Here is a 22,900-nt window from a genome sequence, read left to right on the forward strand (position 1 = left end):
CACGTTAATTTACACGTATATTATTTTAATAATGATGGTATTATTTTTTATAAGGGTAAATAAAGACAAAAAACAATAAAATTATAATCAAAACCAATTTTTACTTCCGGAATTCAAACAGAGGCGGCTATAGATATACGCGTCGTACTTCAAGGTGCATGTATCATCAACCCGCGACGCGGGATGATGATACGTTGCCTCCTGAAACTTGGAGTTAATGGGGTATATTCAAGCGGGGAAGCTGGAAAAACAATGGAGTTTATAAAACCTATTCAATCCACATCATCGATATCACCGGTTATTAACCTGCAACAGCTAACCCGTGTTTATCAACAGAATAGTGAAGGTGAAACACCCGTTCTGAAAAATATCACTGCACAAATTTTTGCCGGGCAGAGTTGCGCTATTGTGGGGGCATCAGGTTCAGGTAAAAGTACCTTATTGAATATTCTTGGTTTGCTGGATAAACCCACCTCCGGGAAATATTTTCTTTGCGGCGTTGATACTTCAACGGCAGATGATGAACTTCGCGCCAGAATGCGCAATAAAGAAATTGGTTTTGTTTTTCAAAGTTTTCATTTGCTGCCCGGAATGACCGCAACGGAAAACGTCGCACTACCATTGCTTTACCGCGGTATTTCAGCGTCACAAGCCCATAAAATTGCCAGAGAAAAATTACATTTGGTGGGGCTTTCACATCGTACAGATCATTATCCGGCGGATCTTTCTGGCGGTCAGCGGCAACGGGTAGCACTCGCCAGAGCCTTGGTCGGGGAGCCTTCACTGCTGTTGGCGGATGAACCCACCGGAAATCTGGATCAACAAACAGCAGAGGAAATTTTGCTGCTGCTTTCTTCTCTCCACACAGAAAACGCGATGACGCTGGTCATCATTACCCATGATGTGATGGTCGCTAACCATATGCAGCGTGAACTGTGCATGGTTGACGGCCAGTTGCAGGAAACCAGAGGTGCAGCCATTCATGCAGGATAAGCGCCAGCTCGGCAGTTATGGCATGTCAGTATTCATGATGTGGCGGGAAGCATGGCGTAATTTAATGGTGACAGGGAAAAGTACCCTGCTTGCATTATCGGGTATTGCCATTGGTTGCGCGTCGGTGGTGGCCTTTGTCAATACCGGGCATAACGCCACGCTTGCGGCATTAAAGATGTTCAGCGGGCTGGATATCAATGTTATTACAACCAATTTTTATTCTTATTATCACGGCGTTGATAGTAAATCCATTAAAATGGACGACCTGAAAACGGCTGTTCCCGGCTTGTCTTCGGCGGCTCCGTGGATCTATTACTCTTCTCCTGTGCGTTATAACGGGAAAACAGAGTCGTTTATTCTGATCGGTGCTTCTGCGGAACTTGAAGACGTCATGCAATTACAAATGCGTCATGGTCGGTTTATTTCTGATTACGACCAGCGCGCACCTTATCTGGTTATTGGCAATGAAGTCGCCGCGACCCTTGGCGAAGGGGATGCCGCTAAGATACTGGGCAAGCAGGTTCAGATTGGTAATTATTTATACACAGTCATTGGTGTCTTCGACATAAAGGGGCAAAACCCGATCTTCCCTTTTTCGCTGGATTCGGTCGTTGTTGTTCCTATCGATGCGATGCGCAAAATATCATCCAGCACTAAGCTGAATGGCATTATTTCCCGCACAAGCAAAACGGACACGCTAGAAACGAATGCAAAAAATTTATCGGCATTCTTTAAGAGTAAATTCCCCGCGGTTGAAACTGAAGTGAGGATCGCCCAGCAATTACTGCAAGGGCAGACAGAGCAAAGTAAAACTTTTGCTTTTATGCTGATAGGCTTGGCGGGAATTTCATTGCTCACTGGCGGGATTGCCATTTCTAATGTGATGCTGATGAGCGTCTCGGCCCGACGAAAAGAGATCGGCTTGCGCATGGCTTTGGGGGCAAGAATTCAGGATATTCGACGCCTGTTTTTATATGAAACCGCCGCGCTGACTTTTGCGGGGGCCATGCTTGGCGCACTGATCGGTGTCATCGTTTCTTTCCTGTTTGTTTTCTATTCTGGCTGGTCATTTTCTCTGGCTCCCTTATCCATTCCTTTGGGGATAGGAAGCTCGATTGTGGCGGGGCTTATCTCTGGCTTTTATCCTGCACATAAAGCCTCACAAATGGAACCTGTACAGGCATTACGTGATGATTAAAAAATATTTCCTTTATGGTGCCCTGACTCTGTTTTTCTGTTTTCCTCATACAAACGTTTCTGCGCTTGAGCAGGAACGATTGGCTTTATCAAAAGCTGATGACGGCCAGCGTCGGGAAATTGCAGAAGAAGTGATAGGGCTGTCATTGAGTGACGCGATATCGCTGGGGTTAAGAAATAACTATGCCATTCGCAGTGTTTATTTGGATCGCATTGCGCAGAAATTTGACTTGCGGGTGGCGGAAGACAGATTTACCCCCAAGTTACAGCTAAGAGGACGTTACACTGCCGGTAAAAATCAGGATGCAAATTTCAGGAAAGCTAGCTTTTCACCCGAAGCTACATTGCTGACTCCGTTGGGAACGCGCTTTACGCTCTCATGGGCACGGGAAAACAATAAATCGGGCAGCAACAATGTTCACAACGATGGCGCAAGCATTACGCTTATCCAGCCGCTTTTACGGGGAGCAGGAACCGATATCAATAATGCCCCGGTTTTACTGGCAAAACTGCGGGAGCAAACTCATCGGCTGAACCTGAAATCCACGGTTTCCGATTCAATCACACAAATCATTCTGGCCTACCATGCATTGCTTCGTGCTCAGGAGCAGCAGGCTTTATCTGTTGCTTCCCTTAAACGCATGCAGAAATTAGTGGAGACGAATAAGGAGTTGATTGATGCCGGCAGAATGGCACAGACCGATATCATACAAACTCAGGCGGATCTCGCGATGCAAGAACTTTCAGCGAAAGAGGCTGAAAATCATGTGCATACTACAAAACTGGCTCTGCTTAAATTACTTGCCCTGAGTCTCAAAACACCTATCCATGCAACCGACACATTGCAAGGCATGCATGTCCGATTGAATGTTGAGCAATCCATCAAAAAAGCGCAGGATCAGCAGCCGACTTATCTTATCCAACAACTTTCTGCAAAAGCCGCAGATATTCAATTATTGCAAGCTAAGGATAACCGGCTCTGGGATTTATCTTTGGTTGGGGGAACATCACAGTATCGTTCATCTTCTTCTGATACCCGCGATTGGGAAAATTATGTCGGAATACAACTGGATATTCCAATCGGTGATCTGACAAAAAAACAGGCGGAAGTTCAGGCCCGAGTGGATGTGCAAAAGCAGGCATTAAATTTGGAAGAAGCCAAAATAAATCTGGAGCAGAAAGTCATTAATGCCATCCGTGATACCGAATCCCGCTGGCAGGAATATCAATTGGCAATAAAAGCCAGTTCGCTTTCGCAACAGAAACTCGAAATTGAACAGGAAAAATTGCAGGCAGGGAGATCCAGTAACTTTCAGGTTCTGAGTTTCGAAACTGATCTCAGAAATGCCGAAAATGCGCGCCTGAATACACTTATCCAGTATCTCAATGCACAGGCGGAGTTGGATCAAACTCTGGGAACGACGCTGGAAAGTTGGGAGATAACGATTAATGAATAAATGCTCGATATTTTTAAACTCAGTACGTTCATATTTAATGGTTAAACGATATCGGTGGATTATTGCGGGCCTATTTATTGTGGCGCTCTGTTTTCTTTTTTCTTTCCGTTACTTGTTTTCAGAACATTCATCGGATCAACAATCGGTACAGTGGATGGAAATAACGCCCGTTTTGATAGAAAAAAAACTGGGATTGGTCGGCAAACTGCAATCCAGACGCCTTGAAACTATCCCGGCGCCATTTGAGGGCATTATCAAGCAGGTTCTGGTGAAAGAAGGGCAGCGGGTGAGTCAGGATCAGACATTAATTACGCTCGATACCCGAAAAATTGATATCGAACTTCGACAGGCGCAGGTTGAGATGATTAAAGCCTCATCCGTAGTTGACCAATTACACGACTGGGAAAACAGTCAGGACGTTATTCGAGCCAGAAGGAACGTTGAAAATGCCAACCATATGGTGATGGAAATAAAAAATAACCTCGCAAAAACGCAGGCACTTTTTTCACGGGGCATTGTTCCTCGAATGGAAGTGGAAACACTTGAGCAGCAACTTCGCCGGCAACTGACCGATCTCGCTTCAGCACAGGGTGATCTTACCTCTACCCGCCAAAAAGGGGATGCAAGTAACGTACAGGTTGCAGAAATGGAGCTTCAGAATGCAACAAGCCGTTATCAGGCATTGCAGGATCAACAGGCTAACAAAGCAATCAAGGCCCCGTTTTCAGGTGTCGTATTGAGGGCAACCCAAGGAGAGAAAGGGAAATTCGTGACAATTCAGGCCGGTATTCGGGTGACTGAGGGAGCACCTTTGCTGGAAATGATGGATACCACACAATATCAGGTGTTGGCACAGGTAGAAGAAGCTGATCTTGCCAAACTCAAAGAAGGGCAGGCAGTAAAAATCAGCGGGGAAGGGTTTTCTGAGAATTATCTGGATGGCGAAATTGAAGCCATTGCAATGCAAAGTACCAATAACGATAACCCCGGATCGGCGATTTATTATGATGTTGTGATGAAAGTAACTTCCCCCATAAACCGGAATTATTCCATCAGGCCCGGCATGAGTGCCAAAGTGAATATTATTGTTTATCGCAATGAGAAAGGCGTTGTGGTGCCGGAAAAAACATTAATGCGGGATAACGACGGACAATTATCAGTGAATTGGCGACCCGATTTAAAAAGCCAGCCGGTGTCCCGGCGGATCACTGTGGGTGAGGCAATACCTGAAGGTATTGAGATCCACGGGTTGGAAACGGGATTTATTGCCTTGCCTCAATGATAGCATTGCTCAAAAAATACAATCGAATCGATCAGAAAAAAGCATCGCCAGAATAAGGGGGTCTTTATCGTGTGGTATTACTGAAGAAACGTGAAAGCCAGCAAACTGTCCAATAAGTAGGCTGTTTTTGAATCAATCCGGGAAAAGGCAGTCATTATTTTATTCAATCCGTCTTTTTATTGCTTTGCATTTTGCTTTGTATTTAAAAAGCATAAGAGAAATTTACTATCAATAATTTAATATTTTTCAAAATAAAATATTTCTGTAAATCTAGGTTGTTGTAGTTGCCGATACTTCCATCTGAAAATACACTGTCACAGTAACATGTTCCCTGTATTTTGTTTTGCAGGAACATAAATCCAGCGCTTCAGCTATCCCAACATCATTTTACCGCTTACCTAATAAACGCCGATCAGCATTTTTTACAATTCATACATTCCATTAAATCAGGAGAAAACCGCCTTATAGAACGAAACAGGAACCATCCTTAAACCGGCTTTCCAAGTGATAGTTCGGTTGGTACAAAAATATTGGTTGGTACAAAAATAATAGAAGGAGACGTTTATGAATGGCGCGGAAAGTCTATTGAGATCGTTAACCGCCAGTGGAGTAACGGTCTGTTTCGGAAATCCTGGCACTTCGGAAATGCATTTTGTCTCAGCACTTGATAGCGTCAGCGAAATGCGATGTATACTTGGCCTTCACGAAAATGTCATTACAGGTGCGGCTGATGGCTATGCCAGAATGTCGGGAAAACCTGCCTGCACTTTGCTCCATCTTGGTCCGGGTCTGTCGAACGGACTCGCCAATCTTCACAATGCCCGTCGGGCATCCAGCCCAATCGTTAATATTGTTGGTGATCACGCTTTATCCCATACAGGCATTGATGCGCCTTTGGCATCCGATATTGTCAGTATCGCACGCCCGGTATCAAATTGGGTTTATACCTCCACCAGCGCAAGAAATGTAGGGGCTGACGCAGCCAGAGCGGTACAGGCTGCCAATGCTGCCCCCGGCAATATCGCGACGTTGATATTGCCGGCAGATACAGCATGGAGTGATGCTGATGACGTTGCAAATCCACTTCCATTTGCTTCACCTGTCGATGTAGCACAATGCACGATCGAACGTGTAGCAGTTCAGTTGCGTCACGCGTTGTCCCCCGCCATTTTATTGCGGGGGGATGTTCTTAGAGATGAAGGTTTGATTCACGCGGGCCAAATCGCGAAACACACAGGAGCCAGACTGCTGTGTGATACTTTTGCGCCCCGTTTGCAGCGTGGGGCGGGGCGGGTTGTGGTAGAAAGATTGCCCTATTTTGCCGAACAGGTATTGGAGAGTTTACAGGGCGTTGATCTACTTGTGTTGGTCGGCGCTAAGCCACCAGTCAGTTTCTTTGCTTATCCTGATAAACCGGGCTGGCTGACGCCGAAAGGCTGTACGCTTTCTGTATTGTCTCATCCCCATGAAAATGGCCGGAGTGCATTGTCTTCATTAGTCGAGGCGTTGGGAGCCGCCAAAGATTCACCGACAGTCACTAAATTGAATGTCTCTGCGTTTTCCCGGGCGGGGGCATTGGATGCCTGCTCAGTGATACAGGCTGTAGCACGGCATATGCCAGAAAATGCAATTCTGGTGGACGAATCTGTCAGCTCTGGATTTCCTCATTATGGCATTACAGCCACAGCGGTGCCGCATGATTACCTAAATCTGACAGGAGGAGCCATCGGCAGCATGATGGCTGTATCGATCGGGGCTGCGGTGGTTTGCCCGGATCGTAAAATTATCACATTAGTGGGCGACGGCAGTGCCATGTATACACTTCAGTCCCTTTGGACACAGGCACGGGAGAAACTGGATGTAACCACTGTCATACTGGCAAACCGGGGATACAAAGTCCTCCATAATGAATTAATACGTGTGGGAGCGGCTCAGGAAGGAATAAAGGCTCATTCAATGATTGAATTAACTAACCCGAACATTGATTGGGTTTCTCTGGCTCATGGAATGGGCGTTGAAGCCGTTCGAGTAGAACTGCATGCCGGTTTTGAAGATGCCTTTTTATCTGCCATGCGGCATCCAGGCCCTCGATTGATTGAGGCGGTAATTAGCTGAATGCATTCAAAATGTAAACGTTAAGCTGCCAGAAATCATAGAGTCAGGTTCTGGCAGCTTGATGCAAAAGATAAATGTGGGGAAATACACAATTTAATTTATAGTCTCGAATCAAGGGGACGTTTTCCCGTGAGGTTTTTATCTTGATATTTAATTGATTATTTTTGATATTCCAATATGATTAAAGCTGAAGCTGTGATTGACTCGTAAGAAAGGTTTACTAAAAACCAGTTTAGAATAATAACTATCTTGGACTTGTTTATTATGATGATACTTCAGATTTCACATATATTTCTTTCTAAAAACACTTCCACCAGCATACCTGTCTGGATGAAATTTTATTACTTCTATAGTTAGCTCCCTTCTCGAAGCGTAAACGTAATTGGTCAGTGTTATTCGCTAATAACACGCGATTATTTTTTGCGTTCTAAAAACTTCAGTTATTCCTTCAATAACGTCATAGCATTTAAAAGCAAAAATTATTTTTGTATGCGGCTGATTTATTAAGAAATATCGCCGTATTTTAATAATGAAAATAGGAATTCAGGTAATGTCATTGAATAGAACTGACAGTTTAAATAAACAAGCTGGGCTGGGTAATTGGTTTGGGCTAATAGTATTAATGTTACCTGTTATATTAGTCACTGTTGATAATACTGTTTTAGGATTTGCCCTGCCGAAAATAGCGAGTGCTTTGGAACCCAGCGCCAATCAGCAACTATGGATAATAGATGCTTATTCTTTGGTGTTGGCTAGTTTGTTGATTTCGATGGGCAGTATTGGCGATCGCGTGGGACACCGATTGTTACTGTTATTGGGATCATCTGGATTTACTGTTGTTTCGGTTTTAACTGCATTTTCAACCTCTGCGGAGCAATTGATTTTTGGTCGCGCTGCGCTTGGTTTTTTTGGTGCGATGCTGATGCCATCAACGCTGGCTCTGATCAGTTGTCTTTTTGAAGCGCGAGAACAGCGTCGTATTGCTGTTGCTATTTGGGCGACAACATTGACGATCGGCTCGGCTTTGGGGCCTGTTATTGGGGGGATTTTGTTGCAGTATTTCGACTGGAATTCTATTTTTTTATTAGCAGTACCTATATTGGTGCCTTTATTAATTTTCGGCCCTGTTTTATTGCCTGAATCAGATAAAAAACAGACTGGATTTATCGATACCTATAGCGTTGTATTATCGATAATCTCGATGATTGGTATTGTGTATGCGATTAAGCATATAGCCAGTGATGGGGTTGATCTTACTGTCATTACCACATTCATTATTAGCTTATTTATCGGAAGAGGATTTATTCGGCGGCAGCAAAAATTACCTGTTCCACTGATGGATCTCTCTTTGTTCCGCAGTGGTGTATTTACAGGCTCGATTATTGCGAACTTATTAAGTTTGGCGCTATTGATTGGATTTGTTTTTTTTGCTACTCAATTTTTACAGATTGTATTAAATATGGAGCCGCTCTTGGCGAGCTTTGCCTTGATACCTGGCCAAATTATGGCAGTTATTGTCGGCATGGCAATCGTACCTGTGGCTCAAAGAGTATCATCACACTGGCTTATTCCCATCTTACTCGTTTTTGCAGGGGGAGCGTTTTTCCTCATCGCCTATACAGGCAGTGATCTGAATTCAATCATTTTCGCTTTTATTATATTGAGCATAGGTGTGGGAGCCATTGCTTCTGTTTCGAGTGATTTGATATTGTCCGCCGTTCCGCCATCTAAGGCTGGTGCTGCTTCAGCTATCAGCGAAACCGCCTATGAAATTGGTGTTGTTCTAGGCACAACGATTATAGGAGGATTGGTGACGGTTTTTTATCGTCTCCATTTGAAATTACCGGATGATATTCCTCAGGAACAAGGCAGATTGGCATTGGAAACACTTGCAGGGGCTTATGAAGTTGCAGGCTCCTTAACAAATGCAGGAGGTCACCAATTGATGAATGCAGCAGCCTATTCTTTCACTAATTCCATTCATATTACTGGTTGGTCAATAACAGGGTTAACGGGAATCATTGTCTTAATTGTATGGTATTTATTGAAAAAACGTGAAAGCCGCTGAATTGTCCAATGAGCATTTTATTTTTTAATCAGTAACATGCCACGTTGAAGCTGTCAGATATGATGTCTAACAAATCTGACAGCTTAATTTATCTATCGATTTTATTTATCGATTAAGAGCCGCAGCCATTACTTCAACCAGCCTTTTTCTTTCGCAGCTTCTAATTGTGGCAACAGGTATTTCCACAGTTCAGGATAACTTTCAGGAACAAAGTTGAGCAGCTTCTGGACTTGTTCAAAGCGAATATTATTTTCAACCCAGCTCTGTCCTTCATTATGCAGATTCATGAATACCGGCATCACTCTGTCGAGAGTTTTGGCAAAACGCGCTTCTGGTGTGATGGCATCTTCATATTCGTGCCAGAGCGTCAGAAAATAATCTCTTTGTGTTTCCGGCAGCATGCCAAAGATACGGTTGGCCGCTTTAACCTCTTCCGCTTCAATAGCTTTGCGGGCAGCCAGATCGAACGCGATAACATCTCCGGCATCAATTTCAACGATGTCATGGATCAACGCCATCTGAATGACGCGGCTAATGTCGATATCCCCTGCATAAGGTGCAAAGCTGATAACCGCAAGAGCAAAATGCCAGCTATGTTCAGCTGAGTTTTCATGGCGTGTGTTGTTCAATAATTTCGTTTTGCGATGGACATACTTTAATTTATCCAGCTCCATAATAAACGCAATAACGTCAGTAAAAGGGCCGAAGTCAGCGGTAGGTACAGCTAGCGACATACAAAACCTCAATAATTATTTTTCTTCATCCAACGAATAAGGCAATGCCTGAATGGTTAGGGCATTATCTTGGTCTTCACGGATACGGAACACACTGTCTGCTTCCATATCATTATTCATGACAACTTGCACCCAGACTGAATTATCAGCCAGCTTGGCAGCGGCCAACACCGATCCCGTCCGGCGCCACTTATCACCCAATTTCCACTCTAAGTCATCGCCTGCACTTGGCAGCGAAGAAGCGCTGCCGGCCAACCAATACATCGCCCGTTTATTGGCACCGCGATATTTAGCCCGAGCGACCATTTCCTGACCGGTATAGCAGCCTTTTTTAAAGCTGATGCTGTGCTCGATCGCTTGGAGGTTTGTTGCTTGCGGGATCAATTGGGCGCTGGTCGCGCTGTCAATCACAGGGAAACCGGCTTCAATCTCCAGTGCCAGCCATTGTTGGCTATCATTCAATTGCGATTGGGATTTTTCGACCAGTGTTGTGGCCAATTGGCTTGCAGTTGCATTATCAGTTACTAACAAAAAACGTTCTGCCGGCAGTGAAAAGTGGAGAAGTGTCGTGTTTTGATGCTGAATAACCGGAGATTCAGCATCGGGCAGCGTCGGGAAACAGGTTGCCAGCGCTTCCCGGCTACCTGCTCCGGCTACACCAAGCAGGGTATTTTCTTCATCCTTGGCAAAAGTCACCTTGGAAAACACAGCATATTTTTTCAATTCTGTCAGTTGCGTATCCAATAACGAGCGACGCTCAATGTAAGCAAAACCTTCACCACGACGAAACAGCCGCAGGTTGCTCCACATTTTCCCCTTGGCATCACAATGCGCGGTTAACACATGTTGGTTTTCATTGAGGGAATCAAGATCTGCTGTGATTTGCCCTTGCAGATACTTCTGGGCATCAGCGCCAGTGGCTGTCACAAGCCCCCAATCATCAAGGGAGATTAAAGTCAGTGGAAGCGTTGCAGAAGAAGATGGTGATTGTGCAGAAAAAGGAATTTGATAAGCCATAGCAGCTCCTGCTAGTCAAACTGTCTGAGAAATAACGCTAATGGTAAAAGAGAAGTGGGTTAATGCAAAGGGGTTATTCTCATTATCTCCGAATAACGAATTTATTATCGGGTTGTTGCGAGTGACTTCGCAACTTGTCGATATATCCAGTCATTCAATCGTAGCAGATGATGAAAAACGAGTTAGGATCGTTGATAATCCAGCCTGATGAAAATGATAAAGAGGCAGTTTAAACATGGATATTGAAAACAAAGCGCGTATTCATTGGGCATGTCGTCGTGGCATGCGGGAATTGGATATTTCTATCATGCCATTTTTTGAATATGAATATGATTCATTGAATGATGACGAAAAACGAATTTTCGTTCGTTTGTTAGAATGTCCAGACCCTGATCTCTTCAACTGGATTATGAATCATGGGCGTCCTGAAGATGACGAACTTTTCCATATGGTGAAGTTAATCCAAAGCAGAAACCAAGCCCGTGGTCCTGTGGAACAATGAATTAACCATATCCCGCCACACCCGCCTGTTTTCCAGTTGCGTTCATGGCGGGGTTGCATTGGCGGCTTTATTGGCACCGTGGCCGATTAGCGACGTTTATTTCTGGCTTCCATCGTTTGTTATCATCATATTGCTTGCCGTCATCATGATGAGCTGGATAAGGAGCCAGAAAAGTATCCATCGGTGCCAAGGAAGGCTGGTACTGTTCAAAGACAATAAAGTTCACTGGCAAAAGGCCGCATGGAGCATTAACCAACCGCCATGGTTTTGCCATTACGGGATGGTTGTTGTCCTTGATGCATTTGGTGATGTGGATAATACAGGTGACCAGCCGCCAGCCCGGTTATGGCTGGCATTTGATAGCATGTCACCAGAAGCATGGCGCCATTTGAATCAGCTTATGCGCCAATATCCTGATACATAGCTAATCTGATATATCGTTAAATTGGGGCTCGCCATTTATCAGGCCAAGGCTCAGATCAAGGCAGGTTAAAACAGAGATTCCATTTCAGATAAAATTTGTACGCACCATTCGCCTAAGCGCTCATCGGTTTGTTCGAACTGGTTGACATCATCCAGTGCCAATCCGACAAATTGCTTACCATCTTCAGACAGTGGCTTAGGGCTGGTGAATTCATAACCCTCTGTTGGCCAGAATCCAATAAATTGCACACCTGTTGGCAATAGATGATGATAGAGCATTCCCAGCGCATCCAAGAACCACTCACCATAATCGATTTGATCGCCCATGCCGTACATGGCAACTATCTTTCCTGCCAGATCCAATGATGGAAGGTTATCCCAAATTGCCAGCCAATCTTCCTGTAACTCACCAAAATCCCAAGTAGGGATACCGAGAATGAGGACAGAATACTCTTCCATCAATTGCGGATCGCAATCTTTGACATCATGCAAATCGACTAGATCTTCACCGAGTATATCGCGTATTTTTTCTGCTACCATTTCTGTGTAGCAAGTGCTGGAGCCGTAAAAGAGACCAATTTTCATCATTATTCATCAGGAAATTTTGAACGTCAGGGCGGTATTGTAACAGAAGAATTGCTTTTTCAGGCATAATAGCCGAGCCGATAGGAAGGCGTAGACAGATAGGGTGCAAATAGAATGGAGGGGCAATGCCAAAAAAACACGATCAACCCGAAAAATACGATCAAGCAGAAAACCGCTCACTGGAAACATCCCCGTTAGCCGATCCCCTGATAGAACAATTTTTGGACACTATCTGGCTAGAAAAGGATCTGGCTGAAAACACCCTGATTTCTTATCGACTTGACTTACAAGCCTTGAATAATTGGCTGGTGAATTATGGGCACAACTTACTTTCTGTACAGCCTATAGAACTACAATCATTTTTGGCAGAGCGGGTAGACGGCGGTTATAAAGCCAGTAGCTCTGCTCGGCTATTGAGTGCAATGCGGCGATTATTTCAATACCTGTATCGGGAAAAAATACGCGAAGATGATCCAACCGCATTATTGTCGGCACCTAAATTACCTAAACGGCTACCCAAGGATTTAAGTGAAAAGCAAGTTGAGGATTTACTCAACACACCTTTGACAGAAAATCCGATTGAATTGCGGGATAAGGCAATGCTTGAAATGCTTTATGCTTGTGGATTGCGGGTTTCAGAATTAGTTGGTCTAACCTTATCAGATGTGGGTTTGCGTCAGGGCGTTATCAGGATAATCGGCAAAGGAAATAAAGAAAGATTGGTTCCGCTAGGAGAAGAAGCCATTTACTGGCTGGAAAAATATCTGGAATATGGGCGTCCCTGGTTATTGAATGGCGGGGTATCTGATGTTTTTTTCCCCAGTAAACGGGGAACGCAGATGACACGGCAGACGTTCTGGCATCGGATAAAACATTATGCCATATTGGCGGGAATTGATTCTGAACGCTTGTCTCCCCATGTTTTGCGCCATGCTTTTGCGACACATTTACTTAATCATGGTGCAGACTTGCGTGTTGTACAGATGTTACTGGGTCATAGTGACCTATCCACAACTCAGATATACACTCATGTAGCGACCGAACGTCTTAAGGTGCTGCATCAACGACATCATCCTCGCGGGTAACTGTGTAGAAGGATGCAAATATAGGAACAAAAAATGAAGAAGATTGTATTTTACCTTTCCTTGATGTTGACAGCCTTTGCCAGCAATAGCTTTGCTGATGAAAGTACAATCAACAAATCATTGTCTAAAATGGGGCTTAAAGCAGAAAGCATTGCCCCTTCGAAACTTCCCGGCATTAGCACCGTTTTAACCAGTCATGGCATTGTATATATGTCTAATGATGGTAATTATCTGTTGCAGGGAGCACTCTATGATATTAGCGGCAGCGTCCCGAAAAATATCAGTAATCAGATTTTGGTTAAAAAATTAGATGCCTTGAAAAATCAGATGATTATCTACAAGGCACCAAAAGAAAAACATGTTATTACTGTTTTTACTGATATTACTTGCGGTTACTGCCAAAAATTGCATAACAGCATGCAGGAATATAACGATTTGGGAATTACTGTTCGTTATTTGGCATTCCCTCGTCATGGCCTGCAACATCAATCCGCTAAAGACATGCAATCTATTTGGTGCAGCGCTAAACCAAACAAGTCACTGGATGCTGTATTTAAAGGTGAAAAAGTTTCTCCAATCAAAAGCTGCAAAGTTGATATCGAAAAACAATATGAACTGGGCTTGAAGTTTGGTGTTCAAGGTACGCCTGCAATTATCCTGCAAGATGGCAGTCTGATTGGTGGTTATTTATCGCCAAAAGATTTGTTGGCCGGATTGGAACAACATGGCGAATAACCAATAATGGCTCTCATTCAATGAATAACGATTTGTAAAAAACCAGCCTGTTAAAAGCTGTCAATGCAACGTTATCAATGAAAAGCTATCAGTAAAAAAATTATCAGTGAATAACTACCTGTGAATAGAGAAACACAACTCCGCCGCCGACCAGTGGCGGATCTCAGCGAACTTCCCAACACAATCCACCCGTTGCTGCGTCGGTTATACGCGATGCGTGGTGTGCGTCAGGCCGATGAACTCGAACGCAGTGCAAAGGGGTTGCTCAGTTACCAGTCACTTAATGGCATAGAACAGTCTATTTCCCTGTTGATAACAGCATTGCATGAACATTGGCGCATCGTCATTGTTGGCGATTTTGATGCTGATGGCGCAACCAGTACGGCATTGTGCATGCGCGCTTTACGGGCAATGGGTTATCGCAACCTCGATTATTTGGTTCCAAACCGCTTTGAAGACGGTTATGGATTGAGTGTTCAGGTTGTCAATGAAGTTGTCAAAAAAGGTGCGGACCTGATAATCACCGTGGATAACGGGATCTCATCTCATGAGGGTGTAACCGCCGCACATCAACACGGCATTAAAGTGATTGTCACTGACCATCACTTGCCGGGGGAAACGTTGCCAGCCGCAGATGCCATCATCAATCCGAACTTGGTTGATTGTACCTTTCCATCCAAGGCATTGGCGGGGGTTGGCGTCGCATTTTATCTGATGTCTGCGCTCAGGGCTGAGTTGCGCAAAGCAGCATGGTTTGAACAACAAGGCATGCCGCTTCCCAATCTGGCAGAGCTGCTGGATTTAGTCGCATTGGGCACGGTGGCTGACGTTGTTCCCCTTGATACCAACAACCGTATTTTTGTGTATCAAGGATTGAATCGCATTCGGGCAGGGCGTTGTTGTGCGGGAATACGGGCATTGCTTGAAGTTTCCAAACGGGAAGCCACAAAATTAGCTGCCAGCGATTTAGGTTTTGCATTGGGGCCACGATTAAACGCCGCAGGGCGCCTGGATGATATGTCCGTCGGGGTTGCCTTATTACTGACCGACGACATAGTACAAGCCCGCCAAATAGCCTGTGAATTGGATGGCTTGAACCAGACTCGGCGGGAAATCGAGCAAGGTATGCAGCAAGAAGCCCTGCTGATTTGTGACAACATTGAACGAAATCATACTCAATTACCTTACGGCTTGGCGATTTATCATCCCGAATGGCATCAAGGTGTGGTAGGGATTCTGGCTTCACGGATAAAAGAGCGTTTCCATCGTCCGGTGATCGCTTTTGCTCCCGCGGGAGATGGCACTTTAAAAGGATCCGGTCGTTCTATAAATGGCTTGCATATGCGTGATGCTCTTGAACGTCTTGATACCCTGCATCCAGGGCTGATGCTGAAATTTGGCGGTCATGCAATGGCGGCAGGATTATCCATTGAGCCGGACAAATTTGATCTATTCCAGCGCTATTTTTCCGATCTGGTAGCAGAATGGCTGGATGTTGCACAACTTGAAGGTGTTGTCTGGAGTGATGGTGAGCTGGCGTTAGGGGAATTGTCGCTGGAAATCGCTGAAATCCTGCGTGATGGCGGCCCATGGGGGCAAGCATTTGCCGAGCCGGTTTTTGACGGCAAATTCAAAATACTGCAACAACGCATTGTCGGCGAAAATCACCTCAAGGTAATGCTCGAACCATTAAATGGCGGCCCAATGCTGGATGGCATTGCATTCAATATTGATGTGAAACGGTGGCCGGATAATAGCGTTAAAACCGTGGAACTGGCCTATAAATTGGATATTAATGAATTTCGTGGCAACCGTGATGTTCAGCTTTTGATCCAACACATTTGGCCTTTGGCTCATTAATCTTTTCTTTGCAGCATTGATCTTTGACTCACTGATCTTTGTAATAAATTGATCTTAGTAATAAATGGTCGCGTGGTAAAGATTGTATGGCAAATCTCAGAAATGCTATAAACACGTTGACAGATCCGTTACAATGCACGGTTCGAAAATATGCATGCGACCATCATTTATTCATAATACACAACGTATAAGACACTAAATATGTTTGAAATTAATCCGGTAAAAAACCACATTCAGGACCTGTCTGAGCGGACAGCAGTTCTGAGGGGGTATCTTTGACTATGATGCCAAGAAAGAACGCTTAGAAGAAGTTAATGCTGAACTGGAACAGCCTGATGTCTGGAATGAACCGGATCGGGCACAGGCGTTGGGTAAAGAGCGTTCATCTCTGGAAAGCATCGTAGAAACGATTGATCAGCTTGATCAAGGCTTGGAAGACGTGAATGGGCTGTTGGAACTGGCAATTGAAGCGGATGACGAAGAAACCTTCAATGAAGCCGTTGACGAATTGAAACAGTTGGAAGAAAAACTGGCTCAGTTAGAATTCCGCCGCATGTTCTCTGGTGAATATGATAGCGCAAACTGCTACCTTGATCTTCAAGCGGGTTCTGGCGGTACAGAAGCACAGGATTGGGCCAGCATGTTGATGCGCATGTATTTGCGTTGGGCCGAATCCAAAGGCTTCAAGACCGAAATCATTGAAGAATCTGATGGTGACGTTGCTGGCCTGAAATCCGCAACCATCAAAATCATCGGTGAATATGCTTATGGCTGGTTACGTACAGAAACGGGCGTTCATCGCTTGGTACGTAAAAGTCCATTTGATTCAGGTGGTCGCCGCCATACATCATTCAGCTCTGCCTTTATTTATCCGGAAGTGGATGATGATATTGATATCGAAATCAATCCGGCAGATTTGCGTATCGATGTATACCGTGCATCAGGTGCTGGTGGTCAGCACGTCAACAAAACTGAATCCGCTGTACGTATCACCCACGTACCGACTGGCGTTGTCACCCAATGTCAGACAGACCGCTCTCAGCATAAAAACAAAGACCAGGCGATGAAACAGTTGAAAGCAAAACTGTATGAACTGGAAATGCAGAAAAAGAATGCTGATAAACAAGCAATGGAAGAAAACAAATCTGACATTGGCTGGGGCAGTCAAATTCGCTCTTACGTTTTAGATGATTCCCGCATTAAAGATTTGCGTACTGGTGTTGAAACCCGCAATACGCAATCAGTGCTGGATGGAGATTTGGACAAATTCATTGAAGCAAGCCTAAAAGCTGGCCTATGAGGAACTAAAATGTCACAACAACAGCAGGGGGCTGAACAGGCTCCTGATTTAAATAACGAACTGAAAACCCGCCGCGAAAAATTGTCTGCCCTGCGCGACAATGGCATTGCTTTCCCAAATGATTTCCGTCGCGAAAACATCTCCGAAGATTTGCATGCGAAATACGATGACAAAACTAAGGAAGAACTGGAAGAGCTGGGCATCGAAGTGACCGTTGCTGGTCGCATGATGACACGCCGTATCATGGGCAAGGCATCTTTCGCCACCTTGCAAGACATGGGCGGCCGTATTCAGATTTACGTTTCTCGTGATGATTTGCCGGAAGGCATTTACAACACTCAGTTCAAGAAATGGGACTTGGGTGACATTTTAGGCGCGCGTGGTAAGCTGTTCAAAACTCAAACGGGTGAACTTTCCATCCACTGTACTGAATTGCGTCTGCTGACCAAGGCATTACGACCACTGCCGGATAAATTCCACGGCTTGGCGGATCAAGAAACTCGCTATCGTCAGCGTTATTTGGATCTGATCTCGAATGATGAATCTCGCAATGCATTCCAGATCCGTTCCCGCGTGATGTCTGCATTGCGTAACTTCATGACTAAGAAAGACTTCATGGAAGTTGAAACGCCAATGATGCAGGCGATTCCAGGTGGTGCAAGTGCGCGTCCATTCATCACGCACCACAATGCGCTAGACATCGACATGTACCTGCGTATTGCACCGGAACTGTACCTGAAACGTCTGGTTGTAGGCGGTTTTGAGCGCGTTTTCGAAATCAACCGTAACTTCCGTAACGAGGGTATTTCTCCGCGTCACAACCCAGAGTTCACCATGATGGAACTCTACATGGCTTACGCGGACTACCAAGATCTGATTGTTCTGACCGAAGATCTGTTCCGTACCCTGACTCAAGAAGTTCTGGGCACGACACTGGTACAATACGGTGAACAAGAATTCGATTTCGGTAAACCTTTTACCAAAATGAGCATGAAAGAAGCGATCTGCAAATATCGTCCAGAAACCAACATGGCGGATCTGGATGATATGGAGAAAGCAACTTCTATCGCTGAATCTCTGGGAATTGAGGTTGAAAAAGGTTGGGGATTGGGTCGCGTTCAGTGTGAAATCTTTGAAGAAACCGCAGAAAGTCACCTGATCCAGCCGACATTCATTACCGAATATCCGGCAGAAGTTTCTCCGTTGGCTCGTCGCAACGATGACAACCCATTCATTACTGACCGTTTTGAATTCTTCATCGGTGGCCGCGAAATTGGTAACGGTTTCTCGGAGCTGAACGACGCGGAAGATCAGGCAGAGCGTTTTGCAGAGCAAGTCCGCCAGAAAGACGAAGGCGATGACGAAGCTATGTTCTACGATGAAGACTACATCACAGCGTTGGAACACGGCCTGCCGCCAACAGCAGGTTTGGGTATTGGTATCGACCGTATGGTGATGTTGTTCACTAACAGCCATACCATCCGCGACGTTATCCTGTTCCCGGCGATGCGCCCGAACAAATAATCATTTTTGATTAAAATAATTTAAACGCCTTATTCGTTGAACCGGATAAGGCGTTTTTTACATGTATTAAAAAAGATCAAATAACAGACTGAAATATAGAAAAATATCAATAAACTACCACTTGCTGAGTTGCGGTAAGAGGTATATATTTGACTGCATCACTTCATTGATGCGAGTGTAGTTCAATGGTAGAACGAGAGCTTCCCAAGCTCTATACGAGGGTTCGATTCCCTTCACTCGCTCCAAGTAAATATCTTACGAAACCTGTCATTCTCTATAAGTCTATACAATTTGTTATATAGAATTTCTTATGCATTTTTCCCCCATGATGAACTTGCCATAAAGCCATTTAATCCGATTCAGTAATGGTATATTTGATCTTAAAATCGGTTAGTTACGGTCTTATCATAAACGTGGTCAAAAAACGGTTCTTAATTCAAATGTTTATTTGGTGACTAAGGAAAAGATAGAAGTTGATCTGACGTTTAGTGCTGATAAAGATGTAGATAAATTTACAGACCAACAAAGAAAAAATCAGCAACGTAAAGCGAATAGAGAACTAGGTTTAGGGCAAAGAGGATACAGAGGCTGGCGTAATAATACGACACTTTATGAAGTCAGGAATACTTATTCTATTGAAGGATCAATTAAAACTCAAAAAGGAGAAGCCAGTCAAACATGGAAAAAAACCTTTTTAGAAAAGGAGATTAAGAAAAGTAAAAACACCTTAAAATACATTGACTCGCTCAAACAAAATATTGATAAATTCACGAATTTCCTCACCGTAGGTCATTCCCATGATAAATTCAAAATTCTGAAACTGGAAGTTATCTATCCTGAAATTAAAATCAATGGTAATTATGAACTTTCTCATAATGATGATTTTAAATTATACCGAAAATTTGGTGGCAGAGTTTCGGCTTCCCCTCTGTTCGGGTTATCATTAAAACTTGATGTTATCCAAATAGTAGCAACATTTTTGAAAATCAATACCTCTGTTTCTATACTTCGTGAAGTAGGGGAACTCTATGAAGAAAAAGTGAAAAAAGGTGAACATGGTGTTCAATCCGGTGGTCTAAATGCAACTGCTTTTCTGGAGAATGGTACGAATACCATAGAATTACTTTTTAAGGATAGAACATCTGAAAAATCAAATAAATTTGATCCCAACGCCCGGTGTGAAACCACATTAAAAAAAGTATCCGCTTTCGGTGACGAGGAAATAATCAGTCATGTCAAATTGACAGTCGATAAGGAGGGCAATACCTTAACATCAGAGTCACTCAATCAAATAGGAAGGACAGGATCAGAGTTTGCATTCACGGGGATGGCAACCACACCTGGTGATAAAGGCTTTTACAAGGCAAGAAAATCATTTAGCCTGAATGGATTACCCGACTGGATGTGGACGAAAGCGCGTCCGGTGACAGAAAATGACCTCCCTGCAATTAAAAATTTCTATCAAGAAATTATTAATGTTCTTGCACATAAGGATCTCGATAAATTATGGAAAAAAAAGTAAACCTGCATGGGATGAATGGGCAATGGCTGATAATAGCAATCCCAGAATATTTTTTGATTCAATGAATTTTGAAAGATTGACTGATAGCAAGATATATACCCCAAGACTATTTCCTAAATGGCAAGATTACAAATTAGTCAAGTATAAAGAAGGGCGGCTATTTCGTTTAGAAAAAGGGAATTTCGGCCGCTCTCCTATAATAATGGATAAGAATGGAACTGAGTATATTTATACATATGACCCATATCTGTCCATTATTGATGGGAAGGTTGTGATTGCCAGATAATAAATGAAATAATTATAACCAAGGTTGAAAGGAAGTGCTTTCAATCTTGGTGGTTATTATTTAATAGGACATGTGAGATATCAGTAATTATATATTTCGTGTCTTGGTTATTTATTTTAACTGTAAATTAAAATAAATAAGTATTGGATATAATATATTAAGTGTAACACCGTAATGAAAAGGGAAAATAAAAATGGATTTAGAACCATTTTTTCATCAATACATCTATTTTAAAGGTTGAAAATACCCGGTTTCTCACGAACTTGATAAGTTTGAAAATAAATTAAGAAAGGGGCTGTCCTAAATAAGAACTCTTCATTTCGAAATTCGAAAAATCCGCTAATCTGAACTGATTCACCCACTATCACATGATGGTTATATGGCTGTAACGACTATATACCCTATTAACTCCAAGTTTCAGGAAGCAACGTATCATCATCCCGCGTCGCGGGATGATGATACATGCACCTTGAAGTACGACGCGTATAAAACTCCCGTGGCTTGAAAGGGAGAATAAGAATTGAGGTATTAATCAAAGTCCACAGTGAAGCTGGCTTACCTTTGTGTAAAACTGCACGGGTGATTTTCACTACTTTGCGTGAAGCCTGTGTCTATAAATCAAATCCATATGAACCAAAGGAGAGCGGAGTAATGGCACTATCGTTGATGATTCAGGGAACCGCGTCTGATGTGGGGAAAAGTGTGCTGGTTGCGGGTTTTTGCCGGCTTTTTTCGCAGGATGGATATCGTTGTACGCCTTTCAAGTCACAGAATATGGCCCTTAATTCTGGTATTACCGCCGATGGTAAAGAGATGGGAAGGGCACAGATATTTCAGGCGGAAGCCGCAGGTATTGCACCGGATGTGCGGATGAATCCTGTGTTGTTGAAACCCACCAGCGATCTCAGGGCACAAGTGATTTTTATGGGAAAGGTCATGCGCAGCATGAATGCGATGGAATATCACGAATATAAGCCTCAATTGCTTCAGCAAATTTTAGCTGCATATAACAGTCTTGCTGCAGAAACAGATATTATGGTTTTGGAAGGTGCAGGCAGTCCGGCAGAAATCAATCTGCGTGATCGCGATATCGTCAATATGGGCTTAGCGGAATTAGTGGATACTCCCGTGATCTTGGTCGCAGATATTGATCGTGGCGGTGTATTTGCTTCTATTTATGGCACGCTGGCTCTGCTTGCTCCTGAAGAAAGGGCTCGCATCAAGGGTGTGATCATCAATAAATTCCGTGGGGATTTGGCATTGTTACAATCTGGCATTGATCAGATCGAAGCGTTGACGCAAGTGCCGATCTTGGGGGTATTGCCGTGGTTGGAGCTCGATCTGGAAGATGAGGATAGCGTCGCCTTGCAAGTGGGCAAATACGATCAACAACGTCCAAAAACAGAGGATCACCTAAATATTGTCGTTATTCAATATCCTCATATCGCCAATTTCACGGACTTTAGTGTGTTGGCTACTCAACCTGATGTGCATCTGAGTTATGTTTCCGAAGCCGTAGAAATTCAGGGGGCGGATTTGATTATCCTCCCTGGCAGTAAAAACACTTTGGGAGATCTGGCATGGTTAAAAATTCAGGGAATAGATGAAGCGATTATCCGTGCCCATCGAGAAGGTGTGCCGATTATCGGGATCTGTGGTGGCTACCAGATGTTGGGAAAACAGATCGTGGATAAAGTGGAATCCGATTTGGAGCAAATGTCAGGTCTGGGATTATTGGATGCCGAAACCCTCTTTGCCAGTGTCAAACAAACAGCGCAGGTCAGGGGGACTGTATTGCCTTCATCGGGCATTCTGAATTTATGTGGCGAACAACCAATCGCTGGCTATGAAATTCATATGGGAGTCACACAGTTAGGCAAACAGGTAACTCCCTTTGCCAGAATGCATTTGCACAATGGTGAGGAAAAAATTTGGTTTGATGGTGCTGTTACTCCTGATGGTTCAGTCATGGGAAGCTATCTGCATGGCCTTTTTGACCAAAATTCTTTTACACGCCCACTGTTAAATCAGCTTCGCATGCGCAAGGGATATGCTCCTCTGGAAAACGAAGTTTTTAATTATGCCCAGCACAAGGAGAAACAGTTCAATATATTGGCTGACAGCATGCGTGAGGCGCTGGATATTGATCGAATATATCGAATAATATGTGAGCATAATGTGCAAGTTTAATGCATGAGCACCTGTTGTTGAGAAA

Annotated in this window: 19 protein-coding genes and 1 tRNA gene; 17 read left to right on the forward strand and 3 right to left on the reverse strand. The window is 43.9% G+C overall.

Annotated elements, in window-relative coordinates:
* The first annotated feature begins 252 nt into the window (after positions 1-252).
* The 6 genes from BM100_RS11560 (at position 253) to BM100_RS11585 (ending at position 9,112) form a co-directional block, all read left to right on the forward strand.
* Entirely contained in the window at positions 253-993 is a 741-nt protein-coding gene (locus BM100_RS11560) for an ABC transporter ATP-binding protein (RefSeq protein WP_092511161.1), read from the forward strand.
* On the forward strand, positions 971-2,191 hold the full coding sequence (locus BM100_RS11565; RefSeq protein WP_244590557.1) for an ABC transporter permease: 1,221 nt from the start codon (positions 971-973) through the stop codon (positions 2,189-2,191). The genes BM100_RS11560 and BM100_RS11565 overlap by 23 nt, the downstream gene beginning before the upstream one ends.
* Positions 2,184-3,647 carry a TolC family protein gene (locus BM100_RS11570; protein WP_092511078.1) on the forward strand — a complete coding sequence of 488 codons (1,464 nt, stop codon included), beginning with the start codon at positions 2,184-2,186 and terminating at the stop codon, positions 3,645-3,647. The genes BM100_RS11565 and BM100_RS11570 overlap by 8 nt, the downstream gene beginning before the upstream one ends.
* Positions 3,648-3,801: 154 nt before the next feature.
* Positions 3,802-4,929: an HlyD family secretion protein gene (locus BM100_RS11575; RefSeq protein ID WP_244590556.1), complete on the forward strand. Its 1,128-nt coding sequence runs from the start codon at positions 3,802-3,804 to the stop codon at positions 4,927-4,929.
* Positions 4,930-5,493: 564 nt separating this feature from the next.
* The gene (locus BM100_RS11580; RefSeq protein ID WP_092511082.1) at positions 5,494-7,044 is read left to right on the forward strand and encodes an acetolactate synthase large subunit; all 1,551 of its coding nucleotides are present in this window, start codon (positions 5,494-5,496) and stop codon (positions 7,042-7,044) included.
* Positions 7,045-7,594: 550 nt separating this feature from the next.
* A complete protein-coding gene (locus BM100_RS11585; protein ID WP_092511084.1) occupies positions 7,595-9,112 on the forward strand; it encodes an MFS transporter in 1,518 nt (505 codons plus the stop codon).
* Between the two features lie 128 nt (positions 9,113-9,240).
* On the opposite strand, the gene BM100_RS11590 is transcribed toward BM100_RS11585, so the two are convergent.
* Positions 9,241-9,846 (reverse strand): HD domain-containing protein, encoded by a 606-nt coding sequence (locus tag BM100_RS11590; protein WP_092511086.1) that lies wholly within the window; start codon positions 9,844-9,846, stop codon positions 9,241-9,243.
* Positions 9,847-9,861: 15 nt separating this feature from the next.
* A complete protein-coding gene (ygfZ, locus tag BM100_RS11595) occupies positions 9,862-10,863 on the reverse strand; it encodes a tRNA-modifying protein YgfZ (RefSeq protein ID WP_092511088.1) in 1,002 nt (333 codons plus the stop codon).
* Positions 10,864-11,098: 235 nt separating this feature from the next.
* On the opposite strand from ygfZ, the gene sdhE reads away from it, so the two are divergent.
* Both sdhE and BM100_RS11605 read left to right on the forward strand, forming a co-directional pair.
* Complete coding sequence (gene sdhE, locus BM100_RS11600) at positions 11,099-11,365, forward strand: FAD assembly factor SdhE (RefSeq protein ID WP_092511090.1); 267 nt, start codon at positions 11,099-11,101, stop codon at positions 11,363-11,365.
* Positions 11,346-11,789 carry a protein YgfX gene (locus BM100_RS11605; protein WP_092511092.1) on the forward strand — a complete coding sequence of 148 codons (444 nt, stop codon included), beginning with the start codon at positions 11,346-11,348 and terminating at the stop codon, positions 11,787-11,789. Before sdhE ends, BM100_RS11605 begins: the two co-directional genes overlap by 20 nt.
* 65 nt (positions 11,790-11,854) lie before the next feature.
* Here the strand turns inward: BM100_RS11605 and fldB are convergent, their stop codons facing one another.
* Positions 11,855-12,373 (reverse strand): flavodoxin FldB, encoded by a 519-nt coding sequence (gene fldB, locus BM100_RS11610; RefSeq protein ID WP_092511094.1) that lies wholly within the window; start codon positions 12,371-12,373, stop codon positions 11,855-11,857.
* 125 nt (positions 12,374-12,498) lie between these two features.
* Here fldB and xerD point away from each other — a divergent pair, with 125 nt between their 5' ends.
* The 9 genes from xerD to BM100_RS11655 all read left to right on the forward strand — a co-directional run bounded on the left by xerD (position 12,499) and on the right by BM100_RS11655 (position 22,875).
* Positions 12,499-13,458 (forward strand): site-specific tyrosine recombinase XerD, encoded by a 960-nt coding sequence (gene xerD, locus BM100_RS11615; RefSeq protein ID WP_244590555.1) that lies wholly within the window; start codon positions 12,499-12,501, stop codon positions 13,456-13,458.
* A 33-nt stretch (positions 13,459-13,491) separates the two neighbouring features.
* Positions 13,492-14,193 (forward strand): bifunctional protein-disulfide isomerase/oxidoreductase DsbC, encoded by a 702-nt coding sequence (gene dsbC / locus BM100_RS11620; RefSeq protein ID WP_092511096.1) that lies wholly within the window; start codon positions 13,492-13,494, stop codon positions 14,191-14,193.
* A gap of 120 nt (positions 14,194-14,313) precedes the next feature.
* Positions 14,314-16,053, forward strand: a complete 1,740-nt coding sequence (recJ, locus tag BM100_RS11625; protein ID WP_092511098.1) for a single-stranded-DNA-specific exonuclease RecJ — start codon at positions 14,314-14,316, stop codon at positions 16,051-16,053.
* 201 nt (positions 16,054-16,254) lie between these two features.
* A protein-coding gene (prfB, locus tag BM100_RS11630) for a peptide chain release factor 2 (RefSeq protein WP_099139503.1) occupies positions 16,255-17,353 on the forward strand; the annotation gives its coding sequence in 2 pieces (ribosomal slippage) (positions 16,255-16,329 and positions 16,331-17,353; 1,098 coding nt in all).
* Positions 17,354-17,362: 9 nt separating this feature from the next.
* On the forward strand, positions 17,363-18,877 hold the full coding sequence (lysS, locus tag BM100_RS11635; protein WP_092511100.1) for a lysine--tRNA ligase: 1,515 nt from the start codon (positions 17,363-17,365) through the stop codon (positions 18,875-18,877).
* 171 nt (positions 18,878-19,048) lie between these two features.
* A tRNA-Gly gene (locus tag BM100_RS11640) sits at positions 19,049-19,122 on the forward strand.
* A 206-nt stretch (positions 19,123-19,328) separates the two neighbouring features.
* Positions 19,329-20,399: a hypothetical protein gene (locus tag BM100_RS11645; RefSeq protein ID WP_092511102.1), complete on the forward strand. Its 1,071-nt coding sequence runs from the start codon at positions 19,329-19,331 to the stop codon at positions 20,397-20,399.
* A 22-nt stretch (positions 20,400-20,421) separates the two neighbouring features.
* Entirely contained in the window at positions 20,422-20,685 is a 264-nt protein-coding gene (locus BM100_RS11650) for a hypothetical protein (protein ID WP_139216953.1), read from the forward strand.
* 651 nt (positions 20,686-21,336) lie between these two features.
* Positions 21,337-22,875, forward strand: a complete 1,539-nt coding sequence (locus BM100_RS11655) for a cobyric acid synthase (protein ID WP_099139502.1) — start codon at positions 21,337-21,339, stop codon at positions 22,873-22,875.
* The last annotated feature ends 25 nt before the right edge of the window (positions 22,876-22,900 follow it).

Source organism: Xenorhabdus mauleonii (assembly GCF_900113945.1).
GTDB lineage: Bacteria > Pseudomonadota > Gammaproteobacteria > Enterobacterales > Enterobacteriaceae > Xenorhabdus > Xenorhabdus mauleonii.